Consider the following 12,849-nt stretch of genomic DNA (forward strand, 5'->3'; position numbering starts at 1 on the left):
CAACGGAGTCCTGCCAGTAACAGAAATCTACGACGGGACCGCCGTCTTCGATGCCAAGACGGTGACGGCCTCGCGGACGGCGATGAAGTGGGTAAACACGAGACCGTTCCGCACGCGACTAATACAGACAATGACGGACAAAGGAACAGTACGGAGTTCCGTGAGTACGGGACCGAACCAATGACTTCCAATACCGATGACGCTGGGTCCTTGGATGGTACGGAAGTCAATCGGCGGGCATCTTTCCCGACGCAGACCCGCTCAGGACGGATATCTACGTCGGGGACGACACCATAAAGCGGACCAATCTCGAGCAGCACGAAGTCGAGTCGAGTGTCACAGAGTTCGACGAGGCCCACTCGAGAATCTCGACGACTCGACCGGTTCACCCTTCTATGTAGACTTCGACGAACTATCGCTTGTGTATCACTACTCAAATAACCGTCAATAAATAGTCAATTCTATCCTATTTAACTCAGAACCAAGGAATCAACCCCCCGCCATCGTCGTCATTCTCCTCGTCATCATATTGTGGTTCAATCGCCCTGTTATAGTTTTTAATTAAATTTTGTGTGGGCGATAGAACCATTTTGATGCCATGACCCTCATCATTATTAGCGAGTATCGTAGTAGATGTTCCAGTTATTGCACCCAGAACGCCAGCGGGGACGTTACCGGTTTTGATCCCATAGGAAGCTAGGAGTCCTGTCGTTATGGCGCCTGCATCAACGGCTTCTTGTACACCATCATGATCCATGTAGATGATATACTCCGGTGGAACCTTCAGCAGTCGAATGCTCATTTTGTTTTTACCATGATCTGCACTAGCTGTTGATGATAGCACAGACGCTCCAACACAACCTGTGATGCTTGAGACAACGAATTTGCGCCGATTCATTTTATCCCCTACACGATAAAATAATATATCTACTAATATATTTTTCTAATTTTCTGGATTCGAAGTTATTAATTACCCGCACTGTTAATAACACGGTTAGCTGTATCACTGCAAGTTGTGATAATAGCAGGATTGTGATGTACTGTACCATCTACAGCTAGTCAGACAGCTATAGCACAATTTCAGTCAGTTATCCTTCAAAGGTAGTTCCCTGAATAAAATTTTAAATGGATACTATTCATTAAATTATATGTCTGTATAAAATGTCTTGATGAGAAAGGAAATACCTGCAACGATCAACAATGAAGCGATGATTACAAATCCTGCCTCAAGACCAAATATGGGGGAAAAGTCTCCACGGAATCCAACTACTAGCATATAGCTAGCAGATACGAAAAGAAGAGCACTAGTAATAAGATGAATTTTTCGTCGACCTTTAGCCTTATCTGACTCCATAGATGGAATGTATACAAGCTCGGCAATTAAACGTTCGGTAACGAGAGTCTGGCTTCAGAGAGGCTAATAATACTCCAATACTCTTGATGATTTGTGGGGCCTCCTTGAGGGGATTGACGAACGCCGCCAACGACCTCGGTCGCTATCTTTCGAGACGGATCACATGCACTTTGGAGGATTTCAATCACCTCACGAGCACTGACGGCAGGGAAATCGATCGAAGAGGAGGGCGTCGGGGACCGGCAACTCGAGGCCGTCGGTCCGGCTCATTACCGTCGTCTCCGGGGCCGGTATGTAAGAGGGTTTGGACAGCGGGGTGAAAGTGAACGCGTTCGAACGGGGCGAAGCCGGCGGCGTGGAAGTTGCAAGCCTCGCGTATACGTTGTCGATCGGCGACAGACCGAATCAGAGGAACTGCGGCCGTCCCCACGTCACTGCGGAGTTGGGCGAGTCGATTAGCCGCCGTATCCCGCCGCTCGAGCCGTAGGGTCGCCACTTCGGACAGCCAGTACTCAACCCATATCCATGCCACGATTGACTCGACGTCGACTGCTCGGTGCGCTCTCGCTTTCGACCGGCGCGGGCGCGCTGTCGATCGCAGCGCGAGAGTACGGTCCGTTCGCGTCGGATTCCGAGCCCGATTCGGACGCCGACGCGGTCGCGTTCGATCCGGCCGTCGACGGGTTCGGATTCGATAACTACGCGACGCCCCCCGAGTCGCCGTCGCCGAGCGAGTTTATCTCCCGGAGCGACCTCCGAGATCGCCTGACGTCGGTCGTGAGCCCGCCGTTTTTCGACTTGGTCGGGCGATCACCGGACGGAGCGCTGCGGTCGGGGATCGGCGCGATCGTCGATCGGTTCCTCTCGAACGCCGACTGGTTGTTCGGGACGAAGGGGTACTGCTACGGCATGGCCGCGGTCGCGCAGTGGTACGCCGAAGTACCGACCGCCGTTCCCGTCGACCGGGACTCGACCAGCGAGATCACTCAGATCGACGTGCCGGTCGACCGATCCGCGACGCCCGTGCGGGACGATATCGAACGGTTTCACCGAAGCCAGTTCACCGACGTCGACTCGTGGGTACAGCGATTGCCGCTCCTCCGTCCGGAACGGATCGACTACCGGTCGCAGGCGCGCGAGCTCCGCGCCGCGATCAACAAGTACGGATCAGCGGGGGTGACCATCACCGGTGCAAACGTCGTCGAGGGTCACTACGTGCTCCTCTACGAGTACGACGAGGGCGATACCGACGTGACGTTCGCCGCCTACGATCCGAACATCGCCGCGGACGAGTACGCGACGGCCGCGACGTCGCGGACCGTCGGGATCGACACGGCCGCCGGCGAGCCGGTGCTCGGTTCGTACGCGGAGACGTTCGATCGGTTCCTGTTCACTCGCGAGGACCGCGTTACGAACGAGCAGGCCAGAGCGGACAGATCAGAACGGAGTCGCTAGCACCGATCGGATCGCGTTCGGGGCGCCGTCGCTTACAGCTCCGTCACGGCGTCCACGCCGCGAGTCTCGTAGTTGCTCATCGCCGCGGGTCGATCGGAGAGACGACGTTTCGTGAGTTACGTTACCAGCCCGCGTCTCTCGTTTCGAGCTCACGGGACCTCGAGCGCCCGATTTAGTACCTCGATTAGAGTAGTTGCACGTCTAACAAACATTATCAATTATGCACGTATGGGGAAGGTATTCCGCATTCTAATTGTGAGAAAGCAATCATTTATATGATACGGGTCTGACATCCGCTCTGTGAATCGACGAAGCGCTCTCGCCGCGGGAACGGCGGCGATACTGGGAATAGGGGGATGCTTCCGTCCGTCAGGGTCCAGCAACGATGATGACGGCCCTGAACGGGAACCGAGAGACGATGACGGCCCTGAACGGGAACCGAGAGACGAACGAAACGCTCCTGAACGGACCGGCGATTCGGGGATGGTCGTCTTCACCTACGACGATGGGGCGATCGAAGACTACACGATGACGTACCCCGTTCACGAGCGATACGACGTCCCCGCGTGTATCGGCGTCTGTCCCGATCTCGTGCAGTTGTCAGACGATTTTTTGGATCCGAACCACGTCGGAGAACTGCACGACGCCGGGTGGGAAGTGATGTCGCACACGAATCGACATCGATCAGTCGGACGGATTCTCCTCGAGTCCGACGCGGAGGTCGGCCACGACCGGATCTACGTCCAGGCGAATCGCCACGGCGATCACGTGGGCGATCCGCTCGTACTGTTCGACGGCGAACGTACGGTCGAGGCGACGGTCGCCGGGAAGGGCTCCGACGACAAAGGCCAGTACATCCGCCTCGAGGAGCCGATCGATCAACCGCTCGATGCGACCAACCCCGCGTACGTCCGCTACACCGAATCGTTCCTGCGGACGATCCTCTCCGATTCGAAGCGCCGAATCGAAGACTGGGGCATCGACGTGACCGGGTTCGTCTATCCGTACGGGCGCACCGACGGACTCGCCGAATCCCTCGTCCCGGAGTACTACGACGCCGTCCCGAACTACCGGACCGGTGTCGGTGGGATCAATCCTATCGACGACCTCGAGCCGACGCAATTGCACCGTCGGTACATCGAAACGGATCGATCGACGCCCGATGAGATCGAGAAGTTCATGGCGACCGTCGCGTCCGAGGACGTCCTCGGAATGGTCGGCGGTCACAGCGAGTACGATACGCTTCCCGCCGAGCGGATCGAATTTACCATCGAGACCGCCCTCGATCACGACCTTCGAATCGTCACACTGCAGGATGCGCTGACCGAACTCGGCTATCTCGACTGACCGCCGGCCGACCCGTCGATCCGCGAACCGAACGCTGACGCCGCTCGATCACTCGCTCGCGGACGAAAACGCCGTGACGACTTCGAAACCCTGTGTCTCGTAATCGCTCATCGCTGCGAGCCGATCCGAAACGTCCTCGAGTTCGACGCGCCGCGTGACCAGTTTCTGCGGCTCGAGCCGGCCGCCCTCGATCATCCTGAGCAGTTCGTCGTACCGGGAGGGCGGCATCCCGCGGGAGCCGACGACGGTGACGTCCCAGCGGGTCATCTCGTCGACGGGCAGGGCGACCTCCCCCTTCTCGGCGCTGGTCGTCAGCCCGATCTGGACGTGCGTGCCGCGGATGCGGAGGCAGTCGACGCTGTTGCGGCAGGTTTCGGCGCGCCCGAGGGCGTCGACGGAGACGTGGGCACCGCCGTCGGTGATCGCGTCGATAGCGTCCGGAACGTCCTCGCCGCCCTCGAGCGCCGAGGCGTCGATCGTCTCCTCGGCGCCCAGATCGGCGGCCATCTCGAGGGGCTCCTCGCGGACGTCGACGGCGATCGCCCGGCCGCCCAGCGCGGTCGCGATCTGGACCGCCGCGAGCCCGAGGCCGCCGCAGCCGTGGACGGCGACCCAGTCGCCCGCGTCGATGGCGGCCCGGTGTGCGAGCGCGTGGAACGCCGTGACGTACCGACAGCCGAGCGCGGCGACCGCTTCCGGGGAGACGCCGTCGGGCAGCGTCGTAACGTTGAACTCGGCGTGGGGCACGTGGACCTGTTCGGCGAACGCGCCCGGAACGCTCGACTCGAACCCGAGCGCGTACCCGTCCTCGCAGACGTTGCCGTGGCCGTTTCGACACTGGTAGCACGACCCCTCGCCGAGGTTGAACGGGACGGCGACACGGTCGCCGACCGCGAGCGCGTCGACGTCGTCGCCGACCCGCGCGACCCGACCCGCGGGCTCGTGGCCGAGGATCTGTCCGAGCGGCACCTGATCGTCGGCCCACTCGCCGTGTCCCTGCCAGGCGTGCCAGTCGCTTCGACAGATGCCACAGGCCTCGACGTCGACGACGACGCCGTGGGGCGCGAGTTCGGGCGGCTCGACCGACTCGATCGACAGCGGTTCGCCGTAAGCCTCGAGTACAGCAGCGCGCATACCGCCGCCAACGAGTGCGGGGGTGGTAATGGCTCCGACAGCGGCGAGTCGGATCCCCTGTCGCGGCGCTCGAGTGGGCCGCCCAGAGGACTACGCTTATCGGACAGGCCGTGCGAGAGGATCGTATGCGCGTCACCTTTCTCGGAAGCGGCAGCGCGATGCCGACCGGCGAGCGGTTCCAGACCGGTATTCTGGTCCAGGATGAGGGCCGAACGCTGCTGGTCGACTGCGGATCGGGTGTCCTCCACCGCCTCCAGCAGTCCGGCGTCGGCTACGAGAACGTCTCGACGGTCCTCCTCACGCACCACCACCTCGACCACGTCGCCGACCTGCTCCCGCTCATGAAGGCCCGCTGGCTCGCCGGCGAGGACCACCTCGAGATTGTCGGGCCGCAGGGGACGAAGTCGCTGGTCGACGACCTGCTCGACGTCCACGAGTACATGCAGGGGAAACTCGACCTGCAGGTCCGCGAGGTCGTCGCCGGCGAGTTCTCGGTCGCGGGGTTCGACGTTTCGGCCTACGAGACCCGTCACTCGTTGCCTTGTCTCGCCTACCGGTTCGGCGATCTGTTTACCTTCAGCGGCGACAGCGAGGCCTTCGCGGGGCTGGCAAACTTCGCCGACGGGTCGGCCATCCTGGCCCACGACTGCTCGTTCCCCGACGGCGTCGACGTCTCGAACCACCCCACCCCGGAGACGCTCGGTCAGGCGCTAGCCGGTAACGAGATCGGCCGCGTCTACCTGACCCACCTCTACCCGCACACGGAGGGTCGCCACGACGAGATGCTCGAGTCGATCGGCGCCCGCTACGACGGGGACGTCCGGTTCGCCGAGGACCTGAAGACGATCAGTATCGAGTAGCCGATCGGTCGGTGTCTGTTTTCGACAGGTGCCGGTCAACGAGCAGCCGGATCTCTACGATCTGGGCTGGACGAATGTTCTCTCACACCTCCAAAACGTGGGAGTTGGGACTGCCTCCTCCCTCTCGCTACCCGTTTGTATGCGTTCCCGTTTGCGTGTTGTCAACACGCAGGTGTTCGCATCCGAATACGTTTATACCCCGAGTTTGTAGGATCATAACAACAGAATGGTTTCCAGACGATTGTCGGACGATATTGGGGGGGAGAACGGATGAACGCGCCGGATCGTATCGCGGACGCAGTAACGAATCATTCCCGGATCGTCATCGTCGTCCTCCTGTTGCTGACGGCGGCCGTCGGCGTCGGGATGCCGATGGTCGACCAATCCTCGTCGCTCGATCAGTTCGAAAGCGAGTCCCAGGAGGCGCAGGCCCTCGAGCGGATTCAGGGCAACTCCGACGACGGGACCGACCCCTATTTCGCGACAGAGGGTGAGGAAAATACCACCAGCGTCCAGGTGATCGTTCGCGGCGACGGCGACAACGTCCTTGCGCGGGAGTCGCTGGTCTCCTCGCTCGAGTTCCAACAGGAGCTTCGAAACGACGAGTCAATCAATTCGACGCTGGCGGAGAATCGGTCGATCACCGGCGTCGAAAACCTCGTCGCGTTCACCGCGATCAGCGGCAATCTCGCCGAACGCGAGGCAGTACTCGAGACCGGACTCAACGACACGCTGGAACTGCAACGCGAGTACCTGAACCAGACCGCCGCCGGCGACGAGCAGGCCGCGGCCGAGACCGAAGCCGAAATCAACGCGACGATCGAGCAAACGGCCGAGTCGGCGGCGCTCGGCGACGAACGAGCCGCCGAGTACGAAGAGCTGGTCCAACAGGCTCGAGAGGTCGAATCCGGCCGCTGGGAGATCGAACAGGAGACCGATAACTACGAGGCGAGCGAGGAGTACCGGAACCTGACCGCGACCCTCGAACAGCTTCGCCTCGGCGCGACGACCGGGATCTTCGAAGCCGAGTACACTCAGCTTCAGGAGGGGACGGTACCGCTTGAGGACCAGCTCGAGGCCCTCGAGAGCCTCGACGACGAGGAGTACGAGCGGGTCGTCCAGCAGACGCTCTCCGACGGCGACGGACAGGAGAACGTCGCGCTCGCGCTGATGCCCTCGTCCTACGAACCGGGCAGCACCGAGGCCGAGACGCGGATGACGTCGGTCACGCAATCGACCCAAAGCGACGCGGCCGGCGGCGGAATGGGCGGCGGTGCTGTCAGCGATCGGATCGTCGAGAGCCAACTCGATATCCGCGACCTCGCGAACGCCCAAGACGAGGACTACATCGTCTTCGGCGGCGGAATCATTACCGACGAGATTGACCGGTCGATGGGCGACAGTCTCGCCATCGTCGGTCCGTTCGCCCTGCTGTTCGTCGTCGTCGCCCTGCTGATCGCCTACCGGGACCTGATAGACATCGTCCTGGGCGTCGTCGGAATCGTCGCGGTGCTCGTCTGGACGTTCGGCTTCATGGGCTGGGCCGATATCGCGTTCAACCAGATGTTCGTCGCGGTGCCGGTCCTGTTGATCGGGCTCTCGATCGACTACGCGATCCACGTCTTCATGCGCCACCGCGAGCAACGCGAGGAGGACGGACAGGCCGGTTCCGTCCGCGGCTCGATGAAGGTCGCGCTGGCCGGCGTCGGCGCCGCGCTCATCTGGGTGACGGCGACGACGGTCATCGGCTTCCTCTCGAACCTCGTCAGTCCGATCGGCCCCATTCGGGAGTTCGGGATCGTCAGCTCCGTCGGGATCGTCGCCGCGCTGATCATCTTCGGCGCCCTGATCCCCGCGATGAAGGTCGAACTCGACGAGTTCCTCGAGTCCCGCGGCTACGACCGCCGTAAGCGGGCGTTCGGGACCGGCGGCGGCCGCTTCAGCGAGGTGCTGACGGTCGGATCGACGGCCGCTCGGAAGGCGCCGCTGGTCGTCCTCGCCCTCGTGCTCCTGCTCTCGATCGGCGGAGCCTACGGCGCGACCCAGGTCGACACCAGCTTCCAGGAAGAGGACTTCCTCGCGGAGAGCCCGCCGGCGTGGACCGACAACTTGCCGGGCGGAATGAGCCCCGGCGAGTACCAGGCCAAGGACGATCTGGACTTCGTCAATCAGCACTTCCAGCGCGAGGACAGCCAGGCGCAGATCCTCGTCGAATCGGACGGCGGCGGCGTCGACGATCCCGAACTGCTCGAGCAGATGAACCGGACGCGCGACGAGGCCGCGGCGAGCGACGTCGTCTACACGATGGCGAACGGCGAGGCCGACGTTCAGGGTCCGCTCTCGACGATGGAATCGGTCGCCGCGCAGAACGAGTCGTTCAACGAGTCGTTCCGGGCGGCCGACACCGATGGCGACGGCGTCCCCGACGAGAACGTCTCGGCGCTATACGACCAGCTGTTGGAGGTGGACGAGGAAGCCGCGAGTCAGGTCCTTCACCGGACCGACGACGGCGAGTACGACGCAACCCGCATGATCGTCGGTATCGACGGCGGTGCCAGCGCCGCCGATACGACCAGCGAGATGCGAACATTCGCTGACGACGTCGAAGACGGCAGCGACGGCCGCTGGAGCGCGATCGCCACCGGCGACCCGGTCGTCAGCCACATCGTCGAACAGGATCTGCTCGACACCGTCCTCGAGAGCCTCATGATCACGCTCGTGGCTGTGTTCGTCTTTCTGTCGGTCGCCTACTGGGCGACCGGCGACAGCGCGGCGCTTGGCGCCGTGACCCTGCTGCCGGTCGCCTTCACCGTCAGCTGGATCCTGGGGACGATGTACCTCATCGGCATGCCCTTCAACGTGCTCACGGGGATGATCACGAGCCTCACGATCGGGCTCGGCGTCGCCTACAGTATTCACGTCAGCGACCGGTACACGCTCGAGCTCGAGCGCCAGGGCAACGTCTGGTCGGCACTGCGGACGACCGTCACTGGCACCGGCGGCGCGCTGCTGGGCAGCGCGGCGACGACCGTCGGCGGCTTCGGGACGCTCGCCTTCGCGATCCTGCCCGCGTTGCGCCAGTTCGGGATCATCACCGGGCTGACGATCACGTACGCGTTCCTCGCGAGCGTGATCGTCCTCCCGTCGCTGCTGGTGCTGTGGACGCGCTATCTCGGCCCCGACGTCTCCTTCGACGGGCCGGGTGCGGCCAGTCCCGCGGCGGCCAGCGACGGCGGCACGCCCGCCGAAACGGACGCCTCGGATACCAACGGAGGGTCCGACGAGTGACGAACGACGAGAACGAGGCCGTCGACGCCTTCGAACGTCTCGGGCTCACCAGCTACGAGGCCAAGGTCTTCATCGCCCTCCACCGGCTGGGGTCCGGCACGGCGCGAGACGTCGCCAGCGTCACCGACGTCCCGCGCTCGCAGGTCTACAGCGTCGCGGAGAGTTTGGAAGACCGCGGGCTGATCGAGGTCCAGCAGGCGAGTCCGATCCGCTACCGACCGGTCAGTCTCGAGGAGGCCCAGCAGACCCTCGAGGAGCGGTTCGACCGCGAACGGGAGCGGGCGTTCGACTACGTGGACTCGGTCAGAAAGGAGGCGACGACCGAGGAGACCCAGGAGGACATCTGGACCGTCCGGAGCCGCGAGCGCGTCGACGATCGCGTCGTCGACCTCCTCTCGCAGGCGACGGACAAGATCGTCATCGGGACGCGGCTCCCGGAACTGTTCACGGAGTCGATCGAACGGACGCTCGAGGAACGGGCCGCGGCCGGCGTCTCCGTGCTCGCGATCAGTCGGAACGACGAAATATGGGAGCGACTCGACGCCATCGACGGCGTCGATATCGAGACGCCGCCCGCCTATCGCGAGGGAGACCAGCGATCGGGACGGATCGTCATCGTCGACGACGACGGTATCCTGTTGAGCGTTATCGACGACGACGGCAGCGAGACGGCGATCTGGAGTTCGGGTTCGTTGTTCGCCTCCGTGCTGATCCAGCTGATCGAGGCCAGCGACGAACTGCGACCCGGCTCGGAGCTGCGGTGAGTCGGTCGCGGCTGACCGCCGCGCCGTCACTCGAGTCGGTACCGTAACAACGCCGCGATCCCGCCGAGATTCGACAGCTGTTGACCGGGTGGGAACTCGCTCGAGAAGACGGTCACATCGCCGCCTTTCTGCTCGGTCGTGCGGACGATCTCGTCGACGCTGATCGCCCATTCGCCGTCGGGACCGCGCTCCTTCTGCAATCGGTCGTCGAGGACGAGCAGGCGCTCGATCGCGCCGAACTCGGCGGCCTTTTTCACCTGTTCCGGCCCGTAGGCGGCCTTGGCGCCCTCGGCCATGCGACGGGTGAGCTCGTCGATGTACTCGGCCTCGCTCTCGATGCGGGTCTCCTGCTGGACGTCGGCGACGGCGCCGCGCTTGAGCACCTCGTGGACGCCACGGTCCCCGACGCTGGCCGTGTCGACCATCGTGATCTGCTCGGCGAGCTCCGATTCGTTCTGCTCGATGTGCTTGTAGGCGTCCTGTTTCGTAAAGCCGGGTCCGGCGAGGATGATCGCGTCCGCGTCCTGGCGTTTCAGGACCGTCGCGAGTTCCTCGAACAGCTCCGAGCGCCCGCGGGCGTACTCGCCTTTCCCCGTCGTGCCCGTGATCGTCGCCCGCTCTTCGGTGCCGTACTGGGCGACCGTGTGGACGTGGGCCTGCCCTTCCTCGACGGTCGCGATGGCGACATCCGGATTCTCGGTGGCCTCCTCGGCCTCCTCGAGGCGCGCCTCCTGATCCGGTTTGAACCGCTTCTCGATCGAGAGCTCGTCGCGCTCCTCGACGTTCAGCGTGTGGTGAAAGCCCAGCTGGTCCTCCCGCGAGCAGGCGACGATCTCGCCGCCGACCCGCAGCCGGTTGGCGAACTTGTGGAACTCGACGTCCTCGACGGCGATGGCGACCCACATGGGCTCGCGCTCGCCGCCGGTATCGCGCATCTGGTCGTCGTTGCGCTGGATCCGTCGGGTCGTATCGCCCGCGACGCGGTCGCCGGGCTCGAGGACGTACTGCAAGTGCCAGAGGTCGTCGACGCTCTCGGGGACGACCGTCACCCGTTCGCGCCCGCCCTCGACGTGCTCCCGGTCTTTGATCTGCATGGGCGTGGCTTCGCGGGGTGTGGGTAAGTGGGCTGCGATCCTCGAAACGCCGTCTCCGACCGGGTCGCTCCGTCGAACGGGCGCTCGAGTCCGCGCGACCCTCGACGGGACCGTGTCGCGGCTCGTCGTCTCGGCCCGCTGTACCACCTCTTTTGTATTCGCCGCGCCTCGGAACGAATAAGCGATGACCTCCGAGACCGGGCCGACGCCGCCGTCGGAACGTATCGTCGGCCTCGACGTCCTGCGGGGAGTCGCGCTCCTCGGGATTTTGCTGGTCAACGTTCGGGTGTTCTCGATGCCGTCGGTGGTGCTGACGAATCCGACGACGTACGGCGACCTGACCGGGGCCAACTACTGGGTCTGGTTCGCCGGCCACGTCTTCGCCCAGCAGAAGTTCCTCACGATCTTCACNCCAGCCCGCTCAGAGATGTGTATAAGAGACAGGCAGAAGTTCCTCACGATCTTCACGCTCCTGTTCGGCGGCGGCGTCGTGTTGTTCACTCGCAGCGCCGAGCGGCGCGGGCGATCCGCGGTCGGCTTGCACGTCCGCCGCTCCGCGTTGCTCGTCGCTGCCGGCCTCGCACACGCCTACCTCCTGTGGTACGGCGACATCCTCGTCGCCTACGGGCTCTGCGCGATCGTCCTCGTCATCTTCCGGGACCACGAGCCGTGGGACCTGGCGACCTTCGGCGTCGTCCTGCTGGCGATCCCGTCGTTCATCGAAGTGGCCTCGGCGCTCACCATGGATCCGGCCGCGATCGCGGACTCGTGGCGACCCGCTGAATCGGTGCTCCGGTCCGAGATCGAGGCCTACCGCGGCGGCTGGATCGCACAGCTCGACCACCGGGTCCCGACCGCGTTCCAGCGCCAGACGTCGGGCTTTTTCGGCTACAGCGCCTGGCGCGTCGCCGGCTCCATGCTGCTCGGAATGGCGCTGTTCGAGTGGGGCGTCCTGACGAACGACCGCTCGTCGCGGTTCTACCGCCGATTAATCCTCGTCGGGGCCGCCAGCGGGCTCACCGCGATTCTCGCCGGCGTCTGGTACATCGAGGCCAACGACTGGTCGGCCGGCGCGGCCCTGTTCTGGCGGCAGTTCAACTACTGGGGGAGCGTCCCCCTCGCCGGCGCGTACATCGGGATCGTGATGCTGTTCTGCCGGTGGCGTCCAACCGGGCTCGCGACCCGAGCGCTGGCCGCCGTCGGCCGGACCGCCTTCAGCAACTACATCCTGCAGACCGTCCTCGCCACGTCGATCTTCTACGGCCACGGCCTCGGACTGTTCGGCCGGCTGACGCGAGTCGAGGCCCTCGGCGTCGTCCTGGCTATCTGGTCGGTCCAGATTCCGCTGTCGGTCCTCTGGCTGCGGTACTTCCGGTTCGGGCCGCTCGAGTGGCTCTGGCGCGTGCTCACCTACGGGGAACGCCAGCCGCTTTTGAACGATCGACGCGACTCGAGAGCCGACGGGCGATCGAGCACTGACGATTGAAAACCGCATAGGACGCGAGAACGACGACGACAGTAGTCCGTCTACCGGCGCGATCGGGATTTCACTG

General features: G+C 63.5%; 10 protein-coding genes. 6 read left to right on the forward strand and 4 right to left on the reverse strand.

Annotated features, from left to right (window positions below; all coding sequences use genetic code 11):
* Positions 1-475 precede the first annotated feature (475 nt).
* Entirely contained in the window at positions 476-898 is a 423-nt protein-coding gene (locus C477_RS23485) for a hypothetical protein (protein ID WP_152423298.1), read from the reverse strand.
* A 246-nt stretch (positions 899-1,144) separates the two neighbouring features.
* Entirely contained in the window at positions 1,145-1,354 is a 210-nt protein-coding gene (locus C477_RS23490; RefSeq protein WP_152423299.1) for a hypothetical protein, read from the reverse strand.
* A 525-nt stretch (positions 1,355-1,879) separates the two neighbouring features.
* Between C477_RS23490 and C477_RS09295 the strand changes: the two genes are divergently transcribed.
* Together C477_RS09295 and C477_RS09300 are read left to right on the forward strand one after the other, a co-directional pair.
* Positions 1,880-2,809 (forward strand): hypothetical protein, encoded by a 930-nt coding sequence (locus C477_RS09295; RefSeq protein ID WP_049914454.1) that lies wholly within the window; start codon positions 1,880-1,882, stop codon positions 2,807-2,809.
* Positions 2,810-3,109: 300 nt separating this feature from the next.
* On the forward strand, positions 3,110-4,156 hold the full coding sequence (locus tag C477_RS09300; RefSeq protein ID WP_152423300.1) for a polysaccharide deacetylase family protein: 1,047 nt from the start codon (positions 3,110-3,112) through the stop codon (positions 4,154-4,156).
* A 48-nt stretch (positions 4,157-4,204) separates the two neighbouring features.
* Here the strand turns inward: C477_RS09300 and C477_RS09305 are convergent, their stop codons facing one another.
* A complete protein-coding gene (locus C477_RS09305) occupies positions 4,205-5,290 on the reverse strand; it encodes a zinc-dependent alcohol dehydrogenase family protein (protein WP_008894221.1) in 1,086 nt (361 codons plus the stop codon).
* 125 nt (positions 5,291-5,415) lie between these two features.
* Between C477_RS09305 and C477_RS09310 the strand changes: the two genes are divergently transcribed.
* From C477_RS09310 to C477_RS09320, 3 genes are all read left to right on the forward strand, one after another.
* Positions 5,416-6,150 carry an MBL fold metallo-hydrolase gene (locus C477_RS09310; RefSeq protein ID WP_008894222.1) on the forward strand — a complete coding sequence of 245 codons (735 nt, stop codon included), beginning with the start codon at positions 5,416-5,418 and terminating at the stop codon, positions 6,148-6,150.
* Between the two features lie 270 nt (positions 6,151-6,420).
* Positions 6,421-9,438, forward strand: coding sequence for an MMPL family transporter (locus tag C477_RS09315; RefSeq protein WP_008894223.1), 3,018 nt, complete (start codon positions 6,421-6,423; stop codon positions 9,436-9,438).
* Positions 9,435-10,202, forward strand: a complete 768-nt coding sequence (locus C477_RS09320) for a TrmB family transcriptional regulator (protein WP_008894224.1) — start codon at positions 9,435-9,437, stop codon at positions 10,200-10,202. The genes C477_RS09315 and C477_RS09320 overlap by 4 nt, the downstream gene beginning before the upstream one ends.
* Before the next feature lie 26 nt (positions 10,203-10,228).
* Here the strand turns inward: C477_RS09320 and C477_RS09325 are convergent, their stop codons facing one another.
* Positions 10,229-11,296: an mRNA surveillance protein pelota gene (locus C477_RS09325; RefSeq protein ID WP_008894225.1), complete on the reverse strand. Its 1,068-nt coding sequence runs from the start codon at positions 11,294-11,296 to the stop codon at positions 10,229-10,231.
* A gap of 184 nt (positions 11,297-11,480) precedes the next feature.
* Here C477_RS09325 and C477_RS09330 point away from each other — a divergent pair, with 184 nt between their 5' ends.
* A complete protein-coding gene (locus C477_RS09330; RefSeq protein WP_008894226.1) occupies positions 11,481-12,782 on the forward strand; it encodes a DUF418 domain-containing protein in 1,302 nt (433 codons plus the stop codon).
* The last annotated feature ends 67 nt before the right edge of the window (positions 12,783-12,849 follow it).

The sequence above is a fragment of the Haloterrigena salina JCM 13891 genome (genome assembly GCF_000337495.1).
Classification (GTDB): Archaea; Halobacteriota; Halobacteria; order Halobacteriales; family Natrialbaceae; genus Haloterrigena; species Haloterrigena salina.